Annotated in this window: 24 protein-coding genes; 13 read left to right on the forward strand and 11 right to left on the reverse strand. The window is 60.8% G+C overall.

Features of this window, described 5'->3' with window-relative positions; translation table 11 throughout:
• Positions 1-66 precede the first annotated feature (66 nt).
• Together earP and AACV02_RS10680 are read left to right on the forward strand one after the other, a co-directional pair.
• Positions 67-1,200, forward strand: a complete 1,134-nt coding sequence (earP, locus tag AACV02_RS10675) for an elongation factor P maturation arginine rhamnosyltransferase EarP (protein ID WP_119739481.1) — start codon at positions 67-69, stop codon at positions 1,198-1,200.
• A gap of 49 nt (positions 1,201-1,249) precedes the next feature.
• Positions 1,250-1,822, forward strand: coding sequence for an elongation factor P (locus AACV02_RS10680; protein ID WP_003218698.1), 573 nt, complete (start codon positions 1,250-1,252; stop codon positions 1,820-1,822).
• Positions 1,823-1,885: 63 nt separating this feature from the next.
• Here the strand turns inward: AACV02_RS10680 and AACV02_RS10685 are convergent, their stop codons facing one another.
• From AACV02_RS10685 to AACV02_RS10700, 4 genes are all read right to left on the reverse strand, one after another.
• Positions 1,886-2,902: an alpha/beta hydrolase gene (locus tag AACV02_RS10685; RefSeq protein ID WP_119739483.1), complete on the reverse strand. Its 1,017-nt coding sequence runs from the start codon at positions 2,900-2,902 to the stop codon at positions 1,886-1,888.
• 27 nt (positions 2,903-2,929) lie between these two features.
• A complete protein-coding gene (locus AACV02_RS10690; RefSeq protein ID WP_034126737.1) occupies positions 2,930-3,349 on the reverse strand; it encodes an organic hydroperoxide resistance protein in 420 nt (139 codons plus the stop codon).
• A gap of 254 nt (positions 3,350-3,603) precedes the next feature.
• The gene (locus AACV02_RS10695; protein WP_119739485.1) at positions 3,604-4,056 is read right to left on the reverse strand and encodes a MarR family winged helix-turn-helix transcriptional regulator; all 453 of its coding nucleotides are present in this window, start codon (positions 4,054-4,056) and stop codon (positions 3,604-3,606) included.
• Between the two features lie 80 nt (positions 4,057-4,136).
• Positions 4,137-5,087, reverse strand: coding sequence for a LysR family transcriptional regulator (locus tag AACV02_RS10700; protein WP_119740791.1), 951 nt, complete (start codon positions 5,085-5,087; stop codon positions 4,137-4,139).
• 109 nt (positions 5,088-5,196) lie between these two features.
• On the opposite strand from AACV02_RS10700, the gene AACV02_RS10705 reads away from it, so the two are divergent.
• Positions 5,197-5,946, forward strand: coding sequence for a sulfite exporter TauE/SafE family protein (locus AACV02_RS10705; RefSeq protein ID WP_106576820.1), 750 nt, complete (start codon positions 5,197-5,199; stop codon positions 5,944-5,946).
• On the opposite strand, the gene AACV02_RS10710 is transcribed toward AACV02_RS10705, so the two are convergent.
• On the reverse strand, positions 5,936-6,790 hold the full coding sequence (locus tag AACV02_RS10710) for a LysR family transcriptional regulator (RefSeq protein WP_106576819.1): 855 nt from the start codon (positions 6,788-6,790) through the stop codon (positions 5,936-5,938). The two genes, AACV02_RS10705 and AACV02_RS10710, sit on opposite strands and share 11 nt — an antisense overlap.
• 97 nt (positions 6,791-6,887) lie before the next feature.
• On the opposite strand from AACV02_RS10710, the gene AACV02_RS10715 reads away from it, so the two are divergent.
• Positions 6,888-7,094: a DUF1127 domain-containing protein gene (locus tag AACV02_RS10715; RefSeq protein ID WP_234452476.1), complete on the forward strand. Its 207-nt coding sequence runs from the start codon at positions 6,888-6,890 to the stop codon at positions 7,092-7,094.
• A 45-nt stretch (positions 7,095-7,139) separates the two neighbouring features.
• Entirely contained in the window at positions 7,140-8,357 is a 1,218-nt protein-coding gene (locus AACV02_RS10720; protein WP_106576817.1) for a winged helix-turn-helix domain-containing protein, read from the forward strand.
• Between the two features lie 189 nt (positions 8,358-8,546).
• Here the strand turns inward: AACV02_RS10720 and AACV02_RS10725 are convergent, their stop codons facing one another.
• Positions 8,547-9,893 (reverse strand): class II 3-deoxy-7-phosphoheptulonate synthase, encoded by a 1,347-nt coding sequence (locus AACV02_RS10725; RefSeq protein ID WP_078047560.1) that lies wholly within the window; start codon positions 9,891-9,893, stop codon positions 8,547-8,549.
• 124 nt (positions 9,894-10,017) lie between these two features.
• On the opposite strand from AACV02_RS10725, the gene AACV02_RS10730 reads away from it, so the two are divergent.
• Positions 10,018-10,773 (forward strand): spermidine synthase, encoded by a 756-nt coding sequence (locus tag AACV02_RS10730; protein ID WP_106576816.1) that lies wholly within the window; start codon positions 10,018-10,020, stop codon positions 10,771-10,773.
• Between the two features lie 117 nt (positions 10,774-10,890).
• On the opposite strand, the gene AACV02_RS10735 is transcribed toward AACV02_RS10730, so the two are convergent.
• Positions 10,891-11,682, reverse strand: a complete 792-nt coding sequence (locus AACV02_RS10735) for a crotonase/enoyl-CoA hydratase family protein (RefSeq protein ID WP_106576814.1) — start codon at positions 11,680-11,682, stop codon at positions 10,891-10,893.
• Positions 11,683-12,103: 421 nt separating this feature from the next.
• Between AACV02_RS10735 and AACV02_RS10740 the strand changes: the two genes are divergently transcribed.
• Positions 12,104-13,777: a DEAD/DEAH box helicase gene (locus AACV02_RS10740; RefSeq protein WP_017136163.1), complete on the forward strand. Its 1,674-nt coding sequence runs from the start codon at positions 12,104-12,106 to the stop codon at positions 13,775-13,777.
• Positions 13,778-13,975: 198 nt separating this feature from the next.
• On the opposite strand, the gene AACV02_RS10745 is transcribed toward AACV02_RS10740, so the two are convergent.
• Positions 13,976-14,743: a DODA-type extradiol aromatic ring-opening family dioxygenase gene (locus AACV02_RS10745; protein ID WP_119739487.1), complete on the reverse strand. Its 768-nt coding sequence runs from the start codon at positions 14,741-14,743 to the stop codon at positions 13,976-13,978.
• Positions 14,744-14,847: 104 nt separating this feature from the next.
• Between AACV02_RS10745 and AACV02_RS10750 the strand changes: the two genes are divergently transcribed.
• On the forward strand, positions 14,848-15,504 hold the full coding sequence (locus AACV02_RS10750; protein WP_119739489.1) for a thiopurine S-methyltransferase: 657 nt from the start codon (positions 14,848-14,850) through the stop codon (positions 15,502-15,504).
• 762 nt (positions 15,505-16,266) lie between these two features.
• Here the strand turns inward: AACV02_RS10750 and htpX are convergent.
• Positions 16,267-17,154: a protease HtpX gene (htpX, locus tag AACV02_RS10755; RefSeq protein ID WP_106576811.1), complete on the reverse strand. Its 888-nt coding sequence runs from the start codon at positions 17,152-17,154 to the stop codon at positions 16,267-16,269.
• A gap of 304 nt (positions 17,155-17,458) precedes the next feature.
• Entirely contained in the window at positions 17,459-18,670 is a 1,212-nt protein-coding gene (locus AACV02_RS10760) for a pyridoxal phosphate-dependent aminotransferase (RefSeq protein ID WP_017136168.1), read from the reverse strand.
• 202 nt (positions 18,671-18,872) lie between these two features.
• On the opposite strand from AACV02_RS10760, the gene msrB reads away from it, so the two are divergent.
• From msrB to AACV02_RS10775, 3 genes are all read left to right on the forward strand, one after another.
• Positions 18,873-19,265 (forward strand): peptide-methionine (R)-S-oxide reductase MsrB, encoded by a 393-nt coding sequence (gene msrB / locus AACV02_RS10765; RefSeq protein ID WP_106576810.1) that lies wholly within the window; start codon positions 18,873-18,875, stop codon positions 19,263-19,265.
• A gap of 235 nt (positions 19,266-19,500) precedes the next feature.
• On the forward strand, positions 19,501-19,986 hold the full coding sequence (locus AACV02_RS10770; protein WP_106576809.1) for a glutathione peroxidase: 486 nt from the start codon (positions 19,501-19,503) through the stop codon (positions 19,984-19,986).
• Entirely contained in the window at positions 19,983-20,474 is a 492-nt protein-coding gene (locus AACV02_RS10775) for a MarR family winged helix-turn-helix transcriptional regulator (RefSeq protein WP_119739491.1), read from the forward strand. The genes AACV02_RS10770 and AACV02_RS10775 overlap by 4 nt, the downstream gene beginning before the upstream one ends.
• Here the strand turns inward: AACV02_RS10775 and AACV02_RS10780 are convergent.
• Positions 20,428-22,737 carry a hybrid sensor histidine kinase/response regulator gene (locus AACV02_RS10780; protein WP_106577286.1) on the reverse strand — a complete coding sequence of 770 codons (2,310 nt, stop codon included), beginning with the start codon at positions 22,735-22,737 and terminating at the stop codon, positions 20,428-20,430. The two genes, AACV02_RS10775 and AACV02_RS10780, sit on opposite strands and share 47 nt — an antisense overlap.
• A gap of 172 nt (positions 22,738-22,909) precedes the next feature.
• Here AACV02_RS10780 and AACV02_RS10785 point away from each other — a divergent pair, with 172 nt between their 5' ends.
• A complete protein-coding gene (locus AACV02_RS10785) occupies positions 22,910-23,800 on the forward strand; it encodes an ATP-binding protein (protein WP_106576807.1) in 891 nt (296 codons plus the stop codon).
• Positions 23,797-24,279 carry a GAF domain-containing protein gene (locus AACV02_RS10790; RefSeq protein ID WP_106576806.1) on the forward strand — a complete coding sequence of 161 codons (483 nt, stop codon included), beginning with the start codon at positions 23,797-23,799 and terminating at the stop codon, positions 24,277-24,279. Before AACV02_RS10785 ends, AACV02_RS10790 begins: the two co-directional genes overlap by 4 nt.
• The last annotated feature ends 5 nt before the right edge of the window (positions 24,280-24,284 follow it).

Here is a 24,284-nt window from a genome sequence, read left to right on the forward strand (position 1 = left end):
GCGATCAAGCCTTCTGCATCGACGCATTTATGCGGACAATCGAGCCTTTGAGTGTTGGAGCCCGGAATGAAAGCCCGCTGGGATATTTTTTGCAGCGTCGTCGACAACTACGGCGACATTGGCGTGACCTGGCGCCTGGCCCGGCAACTGGTGGTGGAGCACGCCTGCGACGTGCGCTTGTGGGTCGATGACTTGCGTGCTTTTGAACGCATGTGCCCAGAGATTGATGTGCAACTGAACCCGCAATGGCAGGAAGGCGTAGAGGTGTGCCATTGGCCGGCACAATGGCGCGACACGCCTTGCGCCGATGTAGTGATCGCAGCCTTTGCCTGCCAGTTGCCCCCTGAGTACATGGAAGCCATGGCCGCGCGCGACCGCACGCCGTTGTGGATGAACCTGGACTACCTCAGCGCTGAAGACTGGGTGGTGGGGTGCCATCGCCTGCCGTCGGTGAAGTTCAAGGGCGTGCAGAAGTATTTCTTCTTTCCTGGCTTTCGGCCGGGCACTGGCGGGCTCTTACGCGAAGGCGGCTTGCTGGAGCAGCGTCAGGCTTTTCAAGAAGATCGCGCCGCGCAGCGGCAATTCCTGCAAGCGCTGGGCGTATTTCCGGCAGATGGCGCGCGTTTGATGTCGCTGTTCGCCTACGAAAACGCCGGGCTCGCCCGTTGGCTGGACGTGCTGGCGACGGACGGGCGTGCCACTCATCTGTTGGTACCCGAAGGGCGCATCCTTGGCGATGTGCAGCGCTGGCTCGGCGTGGAAGGCCTTGCGGTGGGGGCGGTGCATCAGCGCGATGCCCTGACGGTGCAGGTATTGCCGTTCGTACGCCAGGAGCAATATGACCGTCTGCTGTGGTGCTGCGACTTCAACGCCGTGCGCGGCGAAGACTCGTTCGTACGCGCCCAATGGGCCGGGCGGCCGATGCTGTGGCACATCTATCGCCAGGACGAAGACATCCATCTGGACAAGCTTGATGCCTTCCTGCAGCTGTACACCGGGGCCTTGTCGCCCGCCGCCAAGGCAGCGGTGGTTGCCCTTTGGCAAGCCTGGAACGCTGATGGCGATATGGCACAACCGTGGAAAATGCTGCTGGAGCACTGGCCAGAGGTGAGTCAGAACGCCCAGGCGTGGTGTCTGGAACAAGGCTTGCAGGCTGATCTTGCGACGGCGCTGGTACAGTTTTATGAAAGTTGGATATGATACGCGACCTTGATTTTTGTAAATCCCATCCAAATTTCGGATATACGCAATGAAAACTGGTAAAGAACTGAAACCCGGTACAGTGATCCGTCTCGAAAACGACCCTTGGCTGGTTCAGAAAGCTGAGTTCACCAAGTCTGGTCGTAACAGCGCAATCATGAAGACCAAGCTGAAGAACCTGCTGACCGGTTACAAGACCGAGATCGTTTACAGCGCCGACGACAAACTGGACGACGTGATCCTCGACCGCAAAGAAGCGACCCTGTCCTTCATCAGCGGCGACACCTACACGTTCATGGACACCACCGACTACACCATGTACGAGCTGAACGCTGAAGATATCGAAGCTGTTCTGCCGTTCGTGGAAGAAGGCATGGAAGACGTTTGCGAAGCGATCTTCTTCGAAGACCGCCTGGTTTCCGTAGAGCTGCCGACCACTATCGTGCGTAAAGTTGCCTACACCGAAGGTTCCGCTCGCGGCGACACGTCGGGCAAGGTCATGAAGCCTGCCAAACTGGCTAACGGTACCGAGCTGCAAGTGGCTGATTTCATCGAAATCGACGACCTGATCGAGATCGACACCCGTGAAGGTGGTTCGTACAAAGGTCGCGCCAAGAAGTAATTCTGGCCCCACCGATACGAAAAAAAGCCCGACCTTGAGTCGGGCTTTTTCATGGGCGCCTGTTTACTTCAGGTGTTGCTTGAGCTCTTGCGAGGCCTGCAGCAAGGCTGAACGGACTTCCGGCACCTGGCTGACCACGTTGAGTAAACCGTAGTCGTGGATCATGCCGTTGTAGCGCACGGCGGTCACCGGTACACCGGCCTGGTCCAGCTTGCGTGCGTAGGCTTCACCTTCGTCACGCAGCACATCGGCGCCAGCGGTCTGGATCAGCGCAGGCGGCAAGCCCTTGAGTTGATCCGTGGTGGCCCGCAGCGGCGACGCGTAGATCTGCGCGCGCTGATTGGCATCGGTGGTGTAGTTGTCCCAGAACCACTTCATCATGTTTCGGGTGAGGAAGTGCCCCTCGGCAAATTGGTTGTAGGAACCGGTGTCGAAGTTGGCGTCGGTCACCGGCCACAGCAACAGTTGGAACTTGATTGCCGGCGTGCCTTTGTCCTTGGCCATCAGGCTGACGACTGCCGCCATATTGCCGCCGACGCTGTTGCCTGCGACCGCCAGGCGCTTGCCGTCGACATTGATCTCCTTGCCGTGCTCGGCCACCCATTGGGTCGCGCCGTAGGCCTGGTTGATCGCCACCGGGTAATGCGCTTCCGGCGAAGGCGTGTAGTTGACGAACACCGCCACCGCGCCGGAACCCACCACCAGATCGCGCACCAGTCGCTCGTGGGTTGGGTAATCGCCCAGCACCCAGCCGCCACCGTGGAAGAACATAAACACTGGCAATGCGCCTTTGACCCCGGCTGGCCGCACGATGGTCAGGTCCAGCGGCTTGCCATCAACCTGAATGGTTTTCTGACTCACATCGGCGCTGGGCAGCGTCAACTTCACACCTGCCTGGGCGCCGGTCAGCACGGCCCGCGCGTCTTTGGGCGTCAACTGTTCCATTGGCTGACCGGTGCCTGCGTTGAGCACATCCAGGAAGGCCTGGGTGGTGTGCTCAACGTCGCCGGGGGCGGCGAACGCGGTGTTGATCGACAGCGCGAGCAGGGTACCGGTGAGGGCTTTACCCATTGTGTTCATGTGCTTCTCCAGTGGCGACAAAGGGCGTCAGACAGTCACGTGCAGGCGTACATCGACATTGCCGCGGGTGGCGTTGGAGTACGGGCAGACTTGGTGAGCCGCGTCGACCAGGCTTTGCGCGTCATCCTGCGCCAGGCCCGGCAGGCTCACGTGCAGGTCGATGTCCAGGCCGAAACCGCCGGGGATTTGACCGATGCCGACGTGGGCCGTAATCGAAGCGTCATCCGGAATTTTGCGTTTGGTCTGACTGGCGACGAACTTCAGTGCGCCGATGAAGCAGGCCGAGTAGCCGGCCGCGAACAGCTGTTCAGGGTTGGTGGCTTGGCCGCCAGCGCCGCCCAGCTCTTTGGGCGTGGAGAGTTTGACGTCGAGGATGTTGTCGCTGGAAACAGCACGACCATCACGGCCGCCGGTGGCGGTGGCTACTGCGGTATAGAGAGTTTGCATGGTGTCGTCCTCTTGAGTTTTTAGCGCTAAATGTTTGTGCGCTAAGTAGTTGGTGAGGCGAATGTATAGCGCTAATGTTTAGCGCGCAAGATAAATTTACAAAAATATTTCCCGGACATTATTTTCTGGGGCAACCCCAAACAAATGTGGGAGCTGGTTTGCCTGCGATTGCGCAGTGTCAGCCACTGTATTCATGACTGATGTACCGCGTTCGCAGGCAAGCCCGCTCCCACCTTTTTACTGCGTGAATGCCTTTAAATTGCGTCTTGCAGATTGCCCCGCAAGGCAATCAAATCACTTTGCAACTTGCGCAACTGCTCCAGCTGTAACCCGCTGGCGCCGAGGATGCACTGCGGGATGCCCATGGCTTTTTCCTGCAACGCGCGGCCTGCCGGGGTCAATTCCACCACCACCACACGTTCATCTTCGCGGCTGCGGGTCCGGCTGAGCAGGCCTTCGGCTTCCAGCCGCTTGAGCAGCGGCGTCAGCGAACCCGGATCGGTCAGCAGGCGAGTGCTGATTTCGCCGACGGTCAAACCATCTTCTTCCCACAGCACCATCATCGCCAGGTACTGCGGATAGGTCAGGCCGAGGGCTTGCAGCAGCGGCTTGTAGACCTTGGTCATCAGCAATGAAGTGGAGTGCAGGGCGAAACACAGCTGGTTATCCAGCATGAGGGATTCGCAGGGGGCGGGATTTTTGCGCATGACAGTGCCTCGAAAAAGCGTATATGGGCTGGAATCTAGCGATCAAACCTTTAATGCGCCAGATAATTCTGCCTGTGGGGTCAGACCAGGCCGCTTTGTAATGCCAGATCCCAGGGCGGTACTGGGCTGAAGCGGGACTTGAGGTATTCCAGCAGCAGGCGGCTGCGTGCATTGGCCTGCTGTTCCAGACGCAGCGCGTAAATGCCGGTGGTTTCCGGGCTGGGCAGGCCGTTTTCGCAAAACAGCGGTAACAACTCACCACGCACCAGGTATTCACTGGCCAGCCACGTCGGCAAGTGCGCGATGCCCAGCCCGGCGAGCGCGCCGCACAGCAGGGCTTCGGCATTATTGGCACTCAGGCGGATGCGTTGCGGGCGATAGGTGGCGCGGCGCCCGTCCAGCTCGAAGCGCCAGGCGAACATCGGCGCCAGGCCGTCCCAGTCGAGGCCATCGTGCTCGCTCAGCTCCCGAGGATGAGTCGGCGTGCCACGTCTTTTGAGGTAAGCCGGGCTGGCGCAGGCGATGCGCACGATGCTGGCCAATGGCGTGGCGATCAAGCGGGTGTCGACGATGTGCCCGGCGCGCAGCACCAGGTCGACCTTGCCCAAGTGCGCGCCCTGCATGTCGACAAAGCTGTCGATCAAATGCAGGTGCACATCCAGCCCCGGATACACGTTCAGAAAGTCGGCAATTACCGGCGCCAAGTGCCGTCGACCGAAGGCTGCCGGCGCGTCCACGCGAATCAGGCCCTCCGGCGCGTGGCTCAACGACACCGCCTCGGCACGGGCCAGCTGCAACTCGCTGACAATCCGTCGCGCCCGTTCGGCAAACGCCAGGCCTGCCGGTGTTGGCACCACGGCATGGGTGCTGCGCTGAAACAAGCGGCTGCCGACCGAGCTTTCCAGGCTGTCAATGCGCCGAGCCACTGCTGAAGGGGTCAGCGGATGGCGGCGAGCGGCGGCGGAAAAACTGCCGGTTTCCAGTACATCAAGAAACAGGCTCAGTTGATCGGTCAAGGTACTGGGGTTCATGAATAGGCGCTTATGCGAGTTCGGCACAGCCATTGTGCGTTGCTGTGCGTTTCCACGCCACAGGCGACTGCGTAGCATGCGTCGCCTGGGGCTTTTGGAGTGATGCGCGGTGTTGGATTTAGCGATGTACCTGGTATTGGGCGCAGCCCTGGGCACGGTCGGCGGGCTGTTCGGCATCGGTGGCGGGCTGATTGCCATCCCGGTGTTGGGCGTGTTGTTTGGGCTGGATCAACAGCTTGCCCAAGGCACTGCGCTGGTGATGGTGGTGCCGAATGTGATGCTGGCGCTTTGGCGTTATCACCAGCGTAACCGTATCGAATTGCGCCACGCGTTGCCGTTGGGCGTCATGGGTTTCTGCTTTGCCTGGCTGGGTTCGATCTGGGCGGTGGGTCTGGACGCCGGCGCGATGCGCATCGGTTTTATTGCATTTCTGCTGACGCTCTCCGCTTACAACCTGCTGCGCATGTTCACTCGCAATGCGCCGCCGACTGCGCAGATGCGTTATTCCTGGCCTTGGCTCGGCGTGCTCGGCGCCGCCTCGGGTTCCATGGGCGGCTTGTTTGGCGTGGGTGGCGCGGTGGTGGCGACGCCGGTGCTGACCAGCCTTTTTGGCACCACCCAAGTGGTCGCTCAAGGCCTGTCGCTGGCGTTGGCGCTGCCCAGCACCAGCGTGACCCTGGTCACCTACGCCTGGCATCAGGAGGTGGATTGGATGATCGGCGTGCCGTTGGCTGTCGGTGGCCTGCTCAGTATCAGTTGGGGGGTAAAAGTCGCCCACGCGCTGCCCGAACGGGTATTGCGCGGCCTGTTCTGCGGCTTTCTGGCGGTGTGCGCGGTGATGCTGACGTTTAAAGTCTGAAGCCTTCGAGGATGTACTCGGCCAGGCATTCGGTGATGGGCGAGGCCATCGCCGGGTTGCGCAGCAGGCGCAGGCTCATCGACGGCAGAGGCGGAAAGCCTTCATCGCTGCCCAGGATCCGTAAGTCGTCGGTCACCAGGCCTTCCATGCTGACCATCACCGCCAGTCCCGAGCCGACCACGGCTTGAATCGCCGCGACGTTGGAGCTGTGGTACGCCAGGCGATAGTCGATGCCGGCAGCATCCAGCGCGGCGCGGGTCCATTGGGTGCAAAAGCTGTCGACGCCGGAAATAGCCAGGGGCAGGGTCTCGTGCTCATCCACGCAGAAGCACGGCGCCGCCACCCAGACCATGCGCTCACTGCGCAGCAATTCGCCGATTTCATTGCCGGGCTCGCGGCTGATCACGGTCAGCGCCAGGTCGCGCCGCTGCATCAACACCGCTGACGACTCGCAGTGCATTTCGATCTGGATCAGCGGGTAGGCTTTGGAAAACCGTTTGAGAATCCCCGGCAGGAAACGCATCACGTAATCGTCCGGTGTGCCGATGCGCACCAGCCCGACCATGTGAGGTTCACGCAGGGTGTTGAACACCTCACTGTGCAGCTTCAGGATGCGCCGTGCATAACCCAGCAACACCTGGCCTTCCGCCGTCAGCCGTACCTGACGACCGTCACGCTCGAACAGCTTGCGCTGCAGCACGTCTTCTTCGAGGCGCTTCATTTGCATGCTCACCGCCGACTGTGTGCGGTTGACCAGTTCACCGGCGCGGGTAAAGCCGCCCTGATCGGCGATGGCGACGAAGGTGCGCAGCACTTCGGTATCGATGCTTGGGTAGCCGGACAATTGATCAATCTCCGAGATGTATTACATAAGAAACATTCGTTGGATTGATCATAGTGCCAGGCACACACTCTCGTCATCCCCATTGGAGGGCGAGAAGATGAAAGGTCAGAAAGGTTTTGTGTTGATGACGAAACGTCCGTTTTCCGGATTTTTTCAGCGGGTTGCCCGTTGGCAGGCACTGCACCATGAGCGTCAGGCGCTGGCGAGTTTGAGCGACGATGCGCTCAAGGACATCGGGCTTAATCGGGGCGATGTGGAGCAGGACAGTCACCTGCATTTCTGGCAAGACCCGCTGCGAAAGTAATCTGCAATGCAGTAGGGTAGTCGGCGAGCCCACACGGAGAGACTCATGCCCGCCGACCTGTCTTTTTCACTCAAGCACGCTCGACGCATGGCGCTGGCGGCCCAGGGTTTTTCCGGGCGCCAGGCGCCGGCACTGATCAAGGCCACGCACCTCAATCGTTTGATCGAGCGCTTGGGTGTGCTGCAGATCGATTCGGTCAATGCCGTGGTGCGCTCGCATTACCTGCCGCTGTTTTCCCGCCTTGGCCAGTACTCCCCGCTGATCCTCGAACAAGCTGCCTGGAGCCAGGGGCGGCGGCGCTCGCTCTTCGAGTATTGGGGCCATGAGGCCTCGTTGCTGCCCATGGCGCTGTACCCGTTGATGCGCTGGCGCATGGAGCGGGCCAGGCAGGGCCAGGGGATTTATGCGCAAATGGCGCGGTTCGGGCGCGAGCAGCAGGCCACTGTCCAGCGCGTGCTGCAGACCGTCGAGCAACAGGGCGCGGTGGGTGCTGGCAGCTTGTCCACCCGTGAGGAGCGCGCCGGCCCGTGGTGGGATTGGAGTGATGAAAAGCACGCACTGGAATGGTTGTTTGCCGCGGGGTTGGTCACGGTGGCGGGGCGGCGTGGGTTTGAGCGGCTCTATGACTTGCCCGAGCGCGTCATCCCTGCCGACATCCTTCTGGCCACGGTGAGCGAGGCCGAGGCCCAGCGCGGTTTGCTGTTGCACAGCGCGACTGCCTTGGGCGTCGGTACCGAAAAAGATCTGCGCGATTATTTCCGCCTGGACCCTGCCGACAGCCGTGGCCGGTTGGCCGAGCTGGTCGAGGATGGGCTATTGCGGATGTGTGAGGTGCAGGGCTGGAAGCAACCGGCGTACTGCCTGCCGGAACCGAAGGTGCCGCGCAAGGTACCGGCCAGCGCCTTGTTGTCGCCGTTCGACTCGCTGATCTGGGAACGCAGCCGCACCGAGCGATTGTTTGATTTTCGCTACCGTCTGGAGATCTATACCCCGCAAGACAAGCGGGTGTACGGCTACTACGTGCTGCCGTTTTTGCACAATGAGCGGATCGCCGCGCGTGTCGACCTGCGCGCCGAACGCGCCCATGGGCGGCTCGCCGTGCATGCAGTGCACGAAGAAGAGCCGGGGCTGGACGAGGAGGGGATGCAGGCGTTGGCCTTGAACCTGCGGCAGATGGCTGATTGGCTGGGGCTGGAACAGGTCCAGCTCAACTGCCAGCGGCCAAGTGCCGCCCGCTTAAGAGTGGCAATGTTGCAAACCTGAGGGGTGGAAGGCTTTTGAGCTGAATCGGGCTGCCTGTGGCGAGCGGGCTTGCCCCGCGTTGGGTGGCGAAGCCGCCCCAGTACGGCCGCTGCGGTATGCCTGGGCGGGTGGGGTGGCTGGTTTTGGGGCTGCTTCGCAGCCCAACGCGGGGCAAGCCCGCTCGCCACAACAGGCCCGCTCGCCCAAGTCTCAGCGTTTGACCTGTTTCAAAGTCTCGGCAATCAAAAACGCCAATTCCAGCGACTGATCGGCATTCATCCGTGGGTCGCAGTGGGTGTGATAGCGGTCCGACAAGCCATCTTCGGTGATCGGCCGCGCGCCGCCGATGCATTCGGTGACGTTCTGCCCGGTCATTTCGATGTGAATCCCGCCGGCATACGAGCCTTCGGCTTGATGCACCTGGAAGAACTCTTTCACCTCGCCCAGAATCTGCGCAAAGTCGCGGGTCTTGTAGCCACTGCTGGCCTTGATGGTGTTGCCATGCATCGGGTCCGAGCTCCACAGCACCTGCTTGCCCTCGCGCTGCACGGCGCGGATCAGGTTGGGCAGGTGGTCGCCCACCTTGCCGGCACCCATGCGCGCGATCAGGTTGAGGCGGCCGGGGTCGTTGTCCGGGTTAAGAATGTCGATCAGGCGGATCAAGTCGTCGGGGTTCATGCTCGGGCCGACCTTCACGCCAATCGGGTTGTTCACCCCGCGCAGGAATTCGACGTGGGCGCCGTCCAGCTGGCGGGTGCGGTCGCCGATCCAGAGCATGTGCGCCGAGCAGTCGTAGTAGTCGTTGGTCAGGCTGTCGCGGCGCACGAAGGCTTGCTCGTAGTTGAGCAGCAGCGCTTCGTGGGCGGTGAAGAAGCTGGTTTCGCGCAGTTGCGGCGAGCTGTCCATGCCGCAGGCGCGCATGAAGGCCAGGGTTTCGTCGATACGGTCGGCCAGCTGGCTGTATTTTTCGGCCAGTGCGGAATTGGCAATGAAGTCCAGGTTCCACTTGTGCACTTGATGCAGGTCGGCAAATCCGCCTTGGGCAAACGCGCGCAGCAAATTCAGCGTGGCGGTGGACTGGTGGTAAGACTGCAGCAGACGGTCCGGGTCCGGCACGCGGCTTTTTTCGTCAAAGCCGATGCCATTGACGATGTCGCCACGGTAGGCGGGCAGGGTGACGCCGTCGATGGTTTCATCGTTGGCCGAGCGCGGCTTGGCGAACTGACCGGCCATGCGCCCGACTTTCACCACCGGGCAGCCGGCGGCGAAGGTCATCACGATTGCCATCTGCAGCAGCACCTTGAAGGTGTCGCGGATCTTTGCCGCAGAGAACTCGGCAAAGCTTTCGGCGCAGTCACCGCCCTGCAGCAGGAACGCGCGGCCCTGGGTCACTTCGGCAAACTGACGGCGCAACTCGCGGGCTTCCCCGGCAAACACCAGCGGCGGGTAGCTGGCCAGGTTCTGCTCCACTTGCAGCAAGTGCGCAGCGTCCGGGTACTGGGGTTGTTGCTGGATCGGCAGGGCGCGCCAGCTGTCGGGGCTCCAGGGTTGGCTCATCGTGAACTCGATTGGTTGATTGACGGTGGGGCGCCAATGTTATCAGCAATTAGTGCGTGACCTGTTGCCGCCGGTTGGCCGACAATCGCGCCTTTGCCGTGCGGTAAACCCTTTAGGAGTAGTGATGACCGAGGAGCGTGTCGAGCGCCTGCTGGCCGAAGTCCATGATGACTTCGGCATGATCCGCGTGCTTGAAGTGGCCGATTACCGCTTTCTCGAGTTTGGCGACGCCATCGAGCAAAGCTGCGTATTCACCGCCGACCCGAGTTGGCTGGAGTACGACTACACCCGCGCGATGCTGATTGGCGCGTTGTGCCACGAGCAACCGGAGAGTGCGCTGTTCCTCGGGCTGGGCGCCGGCACGCTGACCCAGGCGTGCCTCAAGTTCCTGCCGCTGGAAGACGTCGAGGCCATTGAGCTGCGTCCGGACGTGCCGCGCCTGGCCATTGAGTACCTGGGGCTGGATGACGATCCGCGCCTGTACATCCGCATTGGCGACGCGCTGCAGTTGCTCGATAGCGCCGAATCGGCCGACCTGATTTTCGTCGACCTCTACACCGATGTCGGCCCGGGCGTGGGGCACCTGGCCTGGACCTTCCTGGAAAACTGCCAGAAGAAACTCAACCCCGGCGGCTGGCTGGTCATCAACCAGTGGGCAACCGATGATGGCAAGCCACTGGGTGCGGCGTTGTTGCGCGGGTTGTATCACCGGCATTACTGGGAGCTGCCGGTGAAGGAGGGCAATGTGATTCTGCTGGTGCCTTCGGAGCTGGATCAGGCACTGGACCTGGGTGCGCTGACGGCGCGTGCCGACGCTTTGGCGCCGCGGTTGGGGTACTCGTTGCAGGCGTTGATCAAGGCTATTCGGCCGGCAACGTAGTTGCCTGTTCTGGCCTATTCGCGAGCAAGCCCGCTCCCACATTCGACCGCATTCCAAAGGATGTACGCGTACAACTGTGGGAACGGGCTTGCCCGCGATGAGGCCGACACTGTCCACTCAAATCCCCTTGAACACCCCCGGGCGCTTCTCAACCATCGCCCGCACGCCCTCTTTGGCATCTTCACTGTTGAGCAGCTTTTCCACCAACGGCTGCAACCCTGCCGCCGCGACCGCTTCACCTTGCATGCGCGCCTGGCGGGCCGACGTCAGCGTCGCCTGCACGCCCAGTGGCGCCTGGCGCGCGATGCGGTTGGCAAGTTCGATGGCGCGGGGCAGCAAGTCTTCGCTGGCCATCACTTCCTGCACCAAGCCCAGCCTGAGCGCCTCGTGTGCATCAAATTCATCGCCGGTGAGCAGCCAGCGCATGGCGTTGCCCCAGCCGGCCACCTGATGAAAACGTAGGGTCGCGCCGCCAAACGGAAAGATTCCACGCTGGACTTCCATTTGCGCAAAGCGCGTGTTGCTCGCGCAAATATTGATATCGGCTGCCAGCATCAACTCGATGCCGATGGTCAGGCAATAGCCCTGGGCCGCGACGATCACCGGTTTGCTGACCCGCGGCCCGGCGAACACACCCCATGGATCGCAGCCACCCAGTGGCGGTTGCCAGCCTCCGGACATCACGCCGCTGACATTGGCCAGGTCCAGCCCGGCGGTGAAGTGGTCGCCGTGGGCAAACACCACGGCCACTCGCGCCTCGTCGTTTCGATCAAATTCACCATAAGCCAGGCTCAGCTCATTGAGCAGATCCAGATCAAAGGCATTGCGCTTGGCCACTCGGTCCAGACCCAACAGCAGGACATGGCCCTGTAACTCACGGCTGACGCGACTGCTGCTGGCTTGATTCATCGGGTGTGCCCTCAGGGCTCGGGTGGGTTTCAGACCAAAGGTCTTGATGGGCAGGTGAACCGTTTAAGCGTTATGACCAACAGGGCCGGGCCTTTGAAAAATAGACCCTGGCGCGGCGATCCGCAAAGGCTTTGATGCAGCGCGGTTTATCGGCGCTTTGCGATAAAAAAAGCTCCCTTTTTCAGCTATTTCCGGTATAGTGCGCGCCGGCCTTTAACCGGGCCGCGTTTAGGTAGCGCAATTCCCCGAAGTCAGCTTCGGCTGCACGTCCGCACAGCGGACTCTTCCTTGACGAATCTTTTTCATTCATTCGTTTTCGCAAATCCCCGCCGACAAAGCAGCCAGGGCGACTCTTGAGTCTCAACACGGCATGCGCAGCTTTGGAGCATGGGTCTTTGCGGATGCACTTAGAGGCAGACCCATGACCCAGGAAACCGGCGGCTTCGCCGCTTTTAATCTTAACCCGAACATTCTTGCTGCCGTCATCGCGACTGGCTACGAAGAACCTTCGGCTATTCAGCAGCAATCGATCCCGATCATCATGGCCGGCCAAGACATGATTGGCCAAGCGCAAACCGGTACCGGTAAAACCGCCGCGTTCGCCTTGCCAATCCTGCACTGCATCGATCCTGCCAAGCGCGAGCCGCAAGCCCTGATCCTGGCGCCAACCCGTGAGTTGGCGCTGCAAGTAGCAACCGCTTTTGAAACCTACGCCAAGCAAATGCCAGGCGTAACCGTTGTGGCCGTTTACGGCGGCGCGCCTATGGGCCCACAACTTAAAGCAATCCGTAACGGCGCACAGATCGTTGTCGCCACTCCGGGCCGTCTGTGCGACCACCTGCGTCGTGACGAAAAAGTGCTGTCGACCGTGAACCACCTGGTTCTGGACGAAGCTGACGAAATGTTGAAGCTGGGCTTCATGGATGACCTGGAAGTCATCTTCAAGGCGCTGCCACCCACCCGTCAGACCGTATTGTTCTCGGCCACCCTGCCACAGTCGATCCGTGCCATTGCCGAACGCCACTTGCGCGATCCGCAACACGTGAAGATCCAGACCAAGACTCAGACCGTTACCGCGATCGAACAGGCTCACCTGTTGGTTCACGCTGACCAGAAGACCTCGGCTGTATTGAGCCTGCTGGAAGTCGAAGACTTCGACGCCCTGATCATGTTCGTGCGCACCAAGCAAGCGACCCTGGACCTGGCCAGTGCCCTGGAAGCCAAAGGCTACAAAGCCGCTGCGCTGAACGGTGACATCGCCCAGAACCAGCGTGAGCGCGTGATCGACTCCCTCAAGGATGGCCGTCTGGACATCGTTGTGGCGACCGACGTTGCTGCCCGTGGCCTCGACGTTCCACGTATCACCCACGTGTTCAACGTTGACATGCCGTACGACCCAGAGTCCTACGTCCACCGTATCGGCCGTACCGGCCGTGCCGGTCGCGAAGGTCGTGCACTGCTGCTGGTGACTCCGCGTGAGCGCCGCATGCTGCAAGTGATCGAGCGTGTAACCGGTCAGAAAGTTGCCGAAGTCCGCCTGCCGGATGCCCAGGCCGTTCTCGATGCTCGCATCAAGAAACTGACCAACAGCCTGTCGCCGCTGGTGGCTGACGCTGAATCGACCCACGGCGATCTGCTGGACCGCCTGACTGCCGATATCGGTTGCACCCCGCGTGCCCTGGCTGCAGCCCTGCTGCGCAAGGCTACCAACGGTCAGGCCCTGACCCTGGCTGCGATCGAGAAAGAACGTCCACTGGTGCCGAACAACGCTCCGCGCGGTGATCGTCCAGAGCGTACCGGCGACCGTCCAGACCGTGGTGATCGTGAGCGTCGTGCTCCGGTTCCATTGGCTGAAGGCCGTGCTCGCTGCCGTACCGCGCTGGGCGCGCGTGATGGCATCGCGGCCAAGAACCTGCTGGGCGCTATCCTCAACGAGGGTGGCCTGGCACGTGAAGCGATCGGTCGTATCCAGGTGCGTGACAGCTTCTCCCTGGTGGAGCTGCCGGAAGACGGTCTGGAAAAACTGCTGGCCAAGCTCAAAGACACACGCGTTGCCGGTAAGCAGCTGAAGCTGCGTCGCTACCGCGAAGATTGATCCGCCTTTGGGCTGATTGATCGCACAAAAAAATCCCCGACTGGTTCGGGGATTTTTTTTTGCCTGAATTTGAGGTCTGGATCAGTACTCGATCAAGTCACAAACGGGCTTGCTCGCGAATGCGCTGGATCAGTCAATATTCCCGGTGACTGACACCCTGCATTCGCGAGCAAGCACGCTCCCACCTTTAGATCTGTGTTAGCCGAAGCGGTAGATGTCCATCCCGAGCGCACCCATGGTGAACCCCTGGTGCGCCACGCTGAATGCGCCACCCGCGCCCCGCGCAAAATACAGCGGCAACAGGTGCTCTTCACTCGGATGGCTGCGCACGGCTTGCGGCGCCTGGCGGCGATAGTCGTGCAAGGCCGCCTCGTCGTTGGCAGCGAGTTTGTCCACTACCCAGTCGCGGAAATCGCGCGCCCAAGGCTCAATGCTCTCAGGCCCGGCCTGCCAGTTCAGCTCGCCCAGGTTATGGGTGATGCTGCCAGAGCCGATCAATAGCACACCTTGTTCGCGCAGGCCGGCCAGCGCATGCCCGACTCGGGTCTGCAGGGCAGGGCCCATGCGGCTGGGCAGCGACACCTGCACCACCGGGATATCGGCTGCCGGGTACATCAGTGACAGGGGCACCCAGGTGCCATGGTCGAACGGGCGCTGATCATCGATGCGCGCCTCCAGGCCATCAGCCTTGAGCAGTTCGATTATCTGGGCTGCCAACTGCGGGTCACCGGGTGCAGGGTACTGCACGGCGAACAATTCCCGTGGGAAGCCGCCGAAATCGTGCCAAGTCTCGGGCGCGGCGCTGCCAGTAACGAGCAGGCCCTGGCTTTCCCAGTGCGCCGAGACCACCACAATGGCTGTTGGCCGTGGCAGTTCGGCCGCCAGGCGCTTGAGTGCCGGGCCGCTGGCACCGGGTTGCAGGGCGAGCATGGGCGAACCGTGGGAGATAAACAGGCTGGGGAACATAAAAGGGGTCCTGAGCGTTAATATGGGACCATCTTCAATCAGATCATTGATCTAAATCTAATATAAGTTTTAGCGCCTTTTGATCGAATTTTCAGGGTGATTCCATGGAGCCTAAGTTTTGGCAAGAGCGTTGGGCACGCAACCAGATTGGTTTTCATCTGCCCGAGGTCAACCCCTGCCTGCAACGCCACTGGCCAAAACTGGCCTTGGCTGAAGGGGCAAAGGTGTTGGTGCCGCTGTGCGGCAAAAGCCTGGATCTGATGTGGCTGGCAAGCTTGGGGTATCGCGTGTTGGGTGTGGAGCTGTCCGAGCAGGCGGTGGAGGCGTTTTTCAGTGAGCAAGGGCTGATGCCCAGGATCAGCCAGCGTGGCGTGTTCAAGGTGTACCGGGCAGACTTGATCGAGGTGTGGTGCGGCGATTTCTTTGCCTTGGACGCCGAAGCGCTGGCCGATTGCTCCGCGCTTTACGATCGCGCGGCACTGATCGCGTTGCCGCCGTTGATGCGGGCGCAGTACGCCGAGCATCTGAACGCCTTGTTGCGTCCGGGCTGTCAGGGTTTGCTGATCACCCTCGACTACGATCAGACACAAAAGGCCGGGCCGCCGTTTGCCGTCGCTGATGAAGAGGTGAAGCTGTTGCTGGGGGGGCATTGGTCTGTGCAGGTATTGGAAGAGCAGGACATCCTGGGCGAGAGTTGGAAGTTTGTGCAGGACGGGGTCACGCGGCTGGAAGAGCGGGTTTATCGGGTTACAAAGGGTTGATTGTTGCGCTGGCTGGTTTCTTTCGGGTGATTGAGTGCATATCCGTTGGTGCGGTCACGGCGGCTGGCGGTTGCGCTCTTACGGCGGGTCACTTTTGGCAAACGCCCGGAATGCCGGCCCAGCCAAAAGTAACCAAAAGGTCTTCGCCCCACCACTTGGTGCCTCGCTCCGTTTGAATCCGTGGGCCGCCGTGATGGGCCATCCCTGGCCCAACACGGCTAACCCGGCGTCCTGGCGGGTTAGCCACGGTTTCAAGCCTGCGTTCGGCCAGCGTGGTTGACGGGGCCTGTCAGCTCAAAGTCAAAAGCAGAGCACGGCGGCGTGGTAGCCGACCTGAGTGGTAGAAGCAAAAGCAGATCAACAGCACAGCAACGCACTTCTACCTGATGCACTGAGAACCCAATGTGGGAGCGGGCTTGCTCGCGAAGGCGGTGTGCCAGTGACACATGAGCTGACTGACCCACCGCCTTCGCGAGCAAGCCCGCTCCCACACGTTGACCGAGTACAGCTCCCAGCACCGCACGGCTTGGCTTTTCTGTGGGAGCTGGCTTGCCTGCGATGCATGCAACTCGGTGTGTCAGGCATAACCCGTCGATGCCATCGCAGGCAAGCCAGCTCCCACATTGGGTTGAGTTGAGCTTCTTTGGTGCTTTTGCGAAGTGACCCGCTGTAAGAGCGGCGCCCATCTCCTCTGTACCCAGCACGCACCCACAAAAAAAGGGGCGATCAGATCGCCCCTCTTTTTGCGTTACTGCTTAGCTATCAGCCCCGGCGACGCAGTGCGTCGATCCGCTCTTCCAGCGGCGGGTGGCTCATGAACATGCGAGCAAAACCTTGCTTGATGCCACCGTTGATACCAAACGCCGTCAGGCTGTCCGGCATGTGCACTGGCAGGCCTTGTTCGGAGCGCAAGTGTTGCAGTGCTGCAATCATCGCGCCGGTACCGGCCAGGCGGGCACCGGCTTCGTCCGCGCGGAACTCGCGTTTGCGCGAGAACCACATGGTGATCGCGCTGGCCAGGAAGCCCAGCACCACCTCGGCAAAGATGGTCGCCACGAAGTAGGCAATGCCGCGGCCTTCTTCGTTCTTGAAGATCACCTTGTCGACGAAGTTGCCGATGATTCGCGCGAAGAACATCACGAAGGTGTTCACCACGCCTTGTACCAGCGCCAGGGTAACCATGTCGCCGTTGGCCACGTGGCCGATCTCGTGAGCCAGTACCGCCTTCACTTCGTCGTAGGAGAAGCGTTCGAGCATGCCCTGGCTCACCGCAACAAGGGCGTCGTTCTTGTTCCAGCCGGTGGCAAAGGCGTTGGCCTCATACGCCGGGAAGATCCCGACTTCAGGCATCTTGATGCCAGCCTCGCGGGACAACTGCTCAACGGTCTGCAGCAACCATTGCTCATGGCGGGTGCGTGGCTGGGTGATGACCTGGGTGCTGGTGCTCATCTTCGCCATCCATTTGGAGATGAACAGCGAGAAGATCGAGCCGGCAAAACCAAAGACTGCACAGAAGACCAGCAGCTGATTGAGGTTCAGATCAACCCCGTTGGCCGCCATGAACCCGTTGAAGCCGAATAGGCTCAGGGTGATGCTGGCAATCAGCACGACCGCCAGGTTAGTGGCCAAGAACAGCAGGATGCGCATCATGGTTGTAGAATTCTCCTCATGCTTAATATGTCGCGTACTGCGGGGTATATAAGGTGCGGCCTGGGGCGATTCAACCGAGCGACTATTTCAAACTGTGTCCTACAGCCTGAATGTAGAGCCTTGAAAGGATTTTCCGAGCCGAAAAGCCCACCGCGATCACCCCATTCAAGCCTTCGCACCCCGTAATTATAGGAGGCTGACCGGTCCGTGGCGTGCAGCGGCTGGGAGGAGGGCGCGCAGCGTAGAGAAGTGTTGCCAGATACTCACCGTACGACCGAATGTCGGTCGTACGGCGGCATGTGCGTTATTGGCGATAAGACTTGAGGAAGTTGCCGATGCGACCAATGGCCATGTCCAGGTCATCCACTCGCGGCAATGTCACCACGCGGAAGTGATCCGGCCACGGCCAGTTGAACGCCGTTCCCTGGACCACCAGCAGCTTTTCCGACAGCAGCAGGTCGAGCACGAATTTCTCGTCGTTGAGGATCGGGCAGACTTTCGGGTCGATCCGCGGGAACGCATACAGCGCGCCCATGGGTTTCACGCAGCTGACGCCGGGGATCGCGTTGAGCAGTTCCCAGGTGCGGTTGCGCTGCTCCAGCAGGCGGCCCTGGGGCAGCACCAGGTCGTTGATGCTCTGGTAGCCGCCGAGGGCGGTCTGTATCGCATGCTGGCTCGGCACGTTGGCACACAGGCGCATATTGGCCAGCATGTCGATGCCTTCGATGTAGCTCTGGGCGTTGTGCTTGGGCCCGGAGATGGCGATCCAGCCGGAGCGGAAACCCGCCACGCGGTAGGATTTGGACAGGCCATTGAAGGTCAGGCACAGCAGGTCCGGCGCCAGGGAGCCGGTGCAGATGTGCACGGCGTCATCGTAGAGGATCTTGTCGTAGATCTCGTCGGAGAACACCACCAGGTTGTGCTGGCGTGCCAGCTCGAGCATGCCCAGCAACACTTCCTTGGAGTACACGGCGCCGGTCGGGTTGTTCGGGTTGATGATCACCAGGGCCTTGGTGTTCGGCGTGATCTTGGCCTTGATGTCGGCCAGGTCCGGGAACCAGTCGGCGCCTTCATCGCACAGGTAGTGCACCGGGTGGCCGCCAGCCAGGGTCACGGCAGCGGTCCACAGCGGGTAGTCGGGCGCCGGCACCAACACTTCGTCGCCGTTGTTGAGCAAGGCCTGCATGGACATCACGATCAGCTCGGACACGCCGTTGCCCAGGTAGATGTCTTCGATGCCGACACCTTCCACCTGCTTCTGCTGGTAGTACTGCATCACGGCTTTACGCGCGCTGAACAAGCCTTTCGAATCGCTGTAGCCCTGGGCGGTCGGCAGGTTGCGGATCACGTCCTGGAGGATTTCGTCCGGCGCTTCGAAACCAAACGGCGCCGGGTTGCCAATGTTCAGCTTGAGGATGCGATGGCCTTCCTCTTCCAGGCGTTTGGCGTGCTTGAGCACTGGGCCGCGAATGTCGTAGCAGACGTTGGCGAGCTTGTTCGATTTGCTGACCTGCATGGCGATGTGATCCTGAAAATGAACGATCCAGACGGCGTGGACACTACCGTACTGCGAATCCTGCGAGGCCTGCACCCATAAATACGTTTGAATGCCGGTAGCGCGGGTGCCAGACTGGCGTTTTGAAGAGGCGCAATCATACGTGCCGCCTGTTCCGTGGAAAAGATACAGATCAGGCTTTTTCAGTTGCCGAGGTGGATTGATGGATAAGTTGCAGAAAACCCTGGATGAGTGGCGGGACATGCTCGACCCCGCGCAGTATCAGGTGTGTCGTCTCAAGGGCACCGAGCGCCCTTTCAGCGGCAAATACAACGAAACCAAGACCGACGGTGTGTATCACTGCATCTGTTGCAATGAGCCGCTGTTCGATTCCAGCACCAAGTTTGATTCCGGTTGCGGCTGGCCGAGCTTCTACGCGCCGATTGCCGACAGCGCGATGATCGAGATCCGCGACGTCAGCCACGGCATGGTCCGCACCGAAGTCACCTGCGCCAAGTGCGATGCGCACCTGGGGCATGTGTTCCCGGATGGCCCGCCGCCGACGGGTTTGCGGTACTGCATCAACTCGGTGTGCCTGGACCTCGTCCCGCGCTAGGGCAGGCAGCACCCTCCACATGTGGGAGCGGGCTTGCTCGCGAATGCAGTGTGTCAGTGACCAATGAGCTGGCTGACACACCGCATTCGCAAGCAAGCCGCTCCCACTGTTGTATCGAGCGTGAATGAAGGGATTGATGTGAGCAAATAGGGCCTCATCAATGCGGTCAATTAAATTGCACACAATTGAATTGCCTACTATCTTTCCAGGTCTTCCCCCTGTTTGAGGCACTGCCATGAGCACCAACCTGCTGAGCATCCCGTGCACCACCATCAAAGGTGAGCAAAAGACCTTGGCCGACTTCGCCGGCAAGGCCATTTTGGTGGTCAACACCGCCAGCAAATGTGGTTTCACCCCGCAGTACAAAGGCCTCGAGCAACTCTGGCAGCAGTACAAGGACCAGGGGCTGGTGGTGCTGGGGTTCCCCTGCAACCAATTCGGCAAGCAGGAGCCCGGCAACGAAGGCGCGATTTCCGAGTTCTGCGAATTGAATTTCGGTGTCAGTTTCCCGCTGTTCAAGAAGATCGACGTCAACGGCAGCGAGGCCCACCCGCTGTTCGTGCAGCTTAAAAAACAAGCGCCGGGCTTGCTGGGGTCCAAGGGCATCAAGTGGAATTTCACCAAATTCCTGATCGGTCGTGACGGTCAGGTGGTCAAGCGTTTTGCCCCGACCACCAAGCCCCAGGACCTGACCCAAGAGATTGAAGCCCTGCTCAAATGATCGATGTATCCGCCGTGTCCCTGGCACTGGACGACCAACTGTGTTTCAAGCTCTACGCTGCCTCACGGGCGGTGACGCGTGCCTATAAACCGATGCTTGACCAGTTGGGCCTGACCTATCCGCAGTACGTGGTCATGCTGGTGCTGTGGGAATGGCACGAGGCAACTGCGCCGCAGCCGACCGTCAAGGCGTTGGGCGAGCGGCTGATGCTCGATTCGGGCACATTGACGCCGCTGCTCAAGCGTCTTGAGCAGCTCGATCTGGTGAGCCGCCAACGCAGCGCACGGGATGAGCGGGAAGTGCACCTGGGTCTGACTCATACCGGTGTGCAGTTACGCGACCAGACTCACCGCCTGAAAACCCGCTTACTGTGTGACAGCGGCATTGACTTGAACCAGGCCGACGCTTTGCGCGAAGGCCTGGACCAGTTGCTGGCGCAGATCAAAGGCTTGTCGTCTGCGGCACCCACAGGTCCAACAGAGCCTTGAGTTCTTCGCGGCGGAACGGTTTGGCCAGGTAGTCATCCATGCCCGCGGCCCGGCAACGCTCGCGCTCTTCCGAGAGGGCGTTGGCCGTCAAGGCGACAATCGGCAAATCGGGCCAGCGCCCGCTGCGGCGAATCTGCCGGCTGGCTTCGTAGCCATTCATTACCGGCATGTTGCAGTCCATCAGCACCATGTCAAAGCGCTGCTCTTCAAGGAACTTGAGCGCTTCGCCACCGTGCGCGGCCACCACCACTTCGCAGCCGAGCTTGCTGAGCATGCCTTTGGCCACCAGTTGATTGACCGGGTTGTCCTCCACCAGCAGGATGCGCGCCCGGTGCGTAAACGGCGCGGCTTCCATCTGGATCGGGTCGAGGATCAGTGGCGCGTCGCTGCGCAAATTGCGTTGCAGGATCTGATACAGCGCGTTGCGGCTCAAAGGGCGCGCCTGTTGCTGCAGCGGCGCCAGGGCTGCCACTTCCTCACTGGGCATAAAGTTGCCGTAGGCGGTGACCAGCAAAATGGGCGCCTTGATGGCTGGGCGCAGGCGGAACAGGCACTCCGGGCAATCGGTGATCAACAGGTCAGGGTGTTGCCCGCTCAGGTCGTCGTCTTGAGAATAAACGCGCGGTGCCAGCCCCCAGTGAGGCAACAGGGTGCTGAGCAATTCTGTCAGGCCGCTACCCGCGCTGGTGATGGCGATGACTTCGCCTGCCAGTGGCGCGTAACGAGTGGCGGGCAAATGCGTGGGCAGTGGCAGGTCGGCGCAGAACTGGCTGCCAAACCCGACTTCCGAGCTGATGCTCAGCCGGCCCTTCATCGCTTCACACAGATTATGCGTCAACGCCAGCCCCAGCCCCGTGCCACCAAACTGGCGGGTGATGCCTGCGCCGGCCTGGGTAAACGGCTGGAATATCTTCACCTGCGCATCCTGAGCGATGCCGATACCGGTATCGCACACTTCAATCTTCACCCGGCCCTCACTGGCGCTCAGGCGCACGTCGACGCGGCCAAAGCGCGTGAACTTCAAGGCGTTGGAGAGCAAGTTGCTGACGATTTGCCGCACGCGTGTCGGGTCGCCAATCACTTGGGCGGGAAACAGCGGGTCGATCAAGCACGTCAGTTCAACGCTCGGTGCTGCGTTCTGCGACAGCAGGTTGGCGGTGTCTTCCACCAGCGAGCTGAGATCGAACGGGATACGCTCCAGCTCCAGCTGGCCGGCATCAAACTTGGACAGGTCGAGGATATCGTTGAGCAACTCCACCAGCACTTTGCCGGAGTCATGGGCAATCGACAGTTGCTGACGCTGCTCGGCATTCAACGGGCTGTCCAGCGAGAGGGCGATCATGCCCAGCAGGCCGTTGAGCGGCGTGCGAATCTCGTGGCTCATGTTGGCCAGGAACGCCGCCCGTGCCTGGGCCATGCCCAGCGCCGTCATCTTCGCAGCCTCCAACTCATCATTGGACTGGCTCAGGCGTTGGTTGCTGGCCTTGAGCTCCAGTGTGCGTGCGGAGACGATATCTTCCAGCTGGCCCAGGTACTCGGTGAGTCGGTCCTCGGCGTGGCGGCGCTGCTGGATTTCGGTCTCCATGTTTTCGAATTGCTGGTTGGCGACACTGACCAGCACGCCGATTTCGTCGTTTTCGTGCCCTGGCGGGCAATCCAGGTGTGCCTGTTTGCTGGTGCTCAGCGCGCGAATAATGCGCACCAGCGGTTGGGTCAGCATCACGTAAAACAGGCCCAACAGGATGCCGGTCAGCAGCAGGCTGCGGGCAAAACCGTTAAGCAGTGTGATCTCGGCGCGGTGCAGGAAGCGGCTGCCGAAGGCGTAAGTGTCGACGTCCAGGCGCAACACGCCCAAGGAATCATTAGGCATGTGGCTCAGGAACAACCGGTCCTCAAACTGGCGGTTGGCGCCAAACAGAAAATCGCTGATGGGCCGGTAGGTGCTTTCCTTGCGCGGGCGATCGACGTCGGCCAGTACCACGCCATTGTTGTCGACCAATTGCGCACGGGTGATCGCCGGGGAGTGCAGCAGGCCCAGCGTCAGTTCCTGGGCGAGTTCGGCGTCGATGTTGTAGGCGATACGGGAGGCGGGGTTATGGCTGATTTCGATCAGCGAGCGTATTTCACGGTTGATGGATGCGTCTTCGCTGGCATAATCAATGCCGATTTGGATCAGACTGAGCAAGGTTCCCAAGACGAAACCGACCAGCACAGTCAATCGAGCTTGTTTATAAGACAAGCGGTGGGCGAACTTGATATCCATCGGGTGTTGAACCACTTCACGTTTCCCTTCGCCCGGCAAGCATAGCTGAACATCCACCGGCTTTGGCTTGCTCGGCATAATCGTTGATTTTTTTACAGGTGCAGCCCTGTCGCGGTGTGCCGCAGGGTTGCCAATACGCCATCTTTTGCAAGAACTTGCCAGAGGAATAGTCGTGGATAATCGATTGAATGCCTTTCTTGAGCGTGCCGATGCGGTACTTGCACGCCTGGAACCGTTGTTGCCGGCGCCCCGTCAAGCCATCGACTGGGACCAGTGCCTCGCCGCCCGTTGGCAGCGCGAAGGCCGCAGCGGCTTTTTGCTGCCCCTGGAAGTCAGCCTGGACATGCGCCTTAGCGACCTGATCGGTGTGGACAAGCAACGCGAACAACTGGCTCGCAACACCCAGCAGTTTCTCGAAGGCCTGCCCGCCAACCACGCGCTGCTGTGGGGTTCGCGCGGCACGGGTAAATCGTCAATGGTGCGCGCCTTGCTCGCCCAGCACGCCAAGGCAGGCTTGCGCCTGATTGAAATCGAGCGCGATCACCTGGCCGACTTGCCGCGCGTGGTCGAGCAACTGCTCAAGCTGCCGCAGCGGTTCATCCTGTTCTGCGACGACTTGTCGTTCGAGGCCGGCGAGGGCGACTACCGCGTGCTCAAGAGTGTGCTGGATGGCTCGCTGGAGCAGGCGCCGGAAAACGTGCTGTTGTATGCCACGTCCAACCGTCGTCACCTGGTGCCGGAAAATCAGAGCGACAATGACAACTGGAAACGCGTGGACGGCGAGTTGCACCCCAGCGAGGCCGTTGAAGACAAAATCGCCCTGTCCGACCGGTTCGGCCTGTGGTTGTCTTTCTACCCGTTCTCTCAGGAACATTTCCTGAACGTGGTCGAGCACTGGATTGGCGAACTGGCCAGCAAGGCCGGTTTGCAATGGCAGCGCGATGAAGCGCTGGATATTTTGGCCGTACGTTGGGCCACCGGGCGCGGCAACCGCAATGGCCGGTGCGCGTATCAATTCGCCCGTTACTGGGTGGGTCTCAAGTTGTTGGAGCGTCAACCATGATCGATTTGCAACAGGCCGGCACGGGCCTGGATGGCTATGCAATGCTGTGTGCGCAACTGGAGTCGCTGTTGGCCGATGAACGCGACTTCATCGCCAACAGCGCGCAGTTCTCTGCGTTTCTGTTCAACCAGCTGGATGACCTGAACTGGGCCGGCTTCTACCTCAACCGCAACGAAGAGCTGGTGCTTGGCCCGTTCCAGGGCCAGATTGCCTGCGTGCGCATTCCGTTCGGTCGTGGGGTGTGCGGCGCGGCGGCGGCTTCGCGGCAAACCCAGCGGGTGGAGGACGTTCACGCGTTCCCTGGGCATATCGCCTGTGACAGCGCTTCCAACAGCGAACTGGTGGTGCCCCTGGTCAAGGACGGCCAACTGATTGGCGTCCTTGATCTGGACAGCCCGTCGCTCTCGCGTTTTACCGCGCAGGACCAGGCGGGCATCGAACAGCTGGCAGCGATTTTCCTGCGTCTGACCGACTGCTGACCGGT

The sequence above is a fragment of the Pseudomonas sp. Larv2_ips genome (genome assembly GCF_963879675.1).
In the GTDB taxonomy this organism is placed as follows: domain Bacteria; phylum Pseudomonadota; class Gammaproteobacteria; order Pseudomonadales; family Pseudomonadaceae; genus Aquipseudomonas.

Bases quoted from the DNA above. Each gene is read 5' to 3' on its own strand.
- earP (WP_119739481.1), top strand. From the start codon at position 67: ATGAAAGCCCGCTGGGATATTTTTTGCAGCGTCGTCGACAACTACGGC.
- AACV02_RS10680 (WP_003218698.1), top strand. From the start codon at position 1,250: ATGAAAACTGGTAAAGAACTGAAACCCGGTACAGTGATCCGTCTCGAA.
- AACV02_RS10685 (WP_119739483.1), bottom strand. From the start codon at position 2,902: ATGAACACAATGGGTAAAGCCCTCACCGGTACCCTGCTCGCGCTGTCG.
- AACV02_RS10690 (WP_034126737.1), bottom strand. From the start codon at position 3,349: ATGCAAACTCTCTATACCGCAGTAGCCACCGCCACCGGCGGCCGTGAT.
- AACV02_RS10695 (WP_119739485.1), bottom strand. From the start codon at position 4,056: ATGCGCAAAAATCCCGCCCCCTGCGAATCCCTCATGCTGGATAACCAG.
- AACV02_RS10700 (WP_119740791.1), bottom strand. From the start codon at position 5,087: ATGAACCCCAGTACCTTGACCGATCAACTGAGCCTGTTTCTTGATGTA.
- AACV02_RS10715 (WP_234452476.1), top strand. From the start codon at position 6,888: ATGAAAGGTCAGAAAGGTTTTGTGTTGATGACGAAACGTCCGTTTTCC.
- AACV02_RS10720 (WP_106576817.1), top strand. From the start codon at position 7,140: ATGCCCGCCGACCTGTCTTTTTCACTCAAGCACGCTCGACGCATGGCG.
- AACV02_RS10725 (WP_078047560.1), bottom strand. From the start codon at position 9,893: ATGAGCCAACCCTGGAGCCCCGACAGCTGGCGCGCCCTGCCGATCCAG.
- AACV02_RS10730 (WP_106576816.1), top strand. From the start codon at position 10,018: ATGACCGAGGAGCGTGTCGAGCGCCTGCTGGCCGAAGTCCATGATGAC.
- AACV02_RS10735 (WP_106576814.1), bottom strand. From the start codon at position 11,682: ATGAATCAAGCCAGCAGCAGTCGCGTCAGCCGTGAGTTACAGGGCCAT.
- AACV02_RS10740 (WP_017136163.1), top strand. From the start codon at position 12,104: ATGACCCAGGAAACCGGCGGCTTCGCCGCTTTTAATCTTAACCCGAAC.
- AACV02_RS10745 (WP_119739487.1), bottom strand. From the start codon at position 14,743: ATGTTCCCCAGCCTGTTTATCTCCCACGGTTCGCCCATGCTCGCCCTG.
- AACV02_RS10750 (WP_119739489.1), top strand. From the start codon at position 14,848: ATGGAGCCTAAGTTTTGGCAAGAGCGTTGGGCACGCAACCAGATTGGT.
- htpX (WP_106576811.1), bottom strand. From the start codon at position 17,154: ATGATGCGCATCCTGCTGTTCTTGGCCACTAACCTGGCGGTCGTGCTG.
- AACV02_RS10760 (WP_017136168.1), bottom strand. From the start codon at position 18,670: ATGCAGGTCAGCAAATCGAACAAGCTCGCCAACGTCTGCTACGACATT.
- msrB (WP_106576810.1), top strand. From the start codon at position 18,873: ATGGATAAGTTGCAGAAAACCCTGGATGAGTGGCGGGACATGCTCGAC.
- AACV02_RS10770 (WP_106576809.1), top strand. From the start codon at position 19,501: ATGAGCACCAACCTGCTGAGCATCCCGTGCACCACCATCAAAGGTGAG.
- AACV02_RS10775 (WP_119739491.1), top strand. From the start codon at position 19,983: ATGATCGATGTATCCGCCGTGTCCCTGGCACTGGACGACCAACTGTGT.
- AACV02_RS10780 (WP_106577286.1), bottom strand. From the start codon at position 22,737: ATGGATATCAAGTTCGCCCACCGCTTGTCTTATAAACAAGCTCGATTG.
- AACV02_RS10790 (WP_106576806.1), top strand. From the start codon at position 23,797: ATGATCGATTTGCAACAGGCCGGCACGGGCCTGGATGGCTATGCAATG.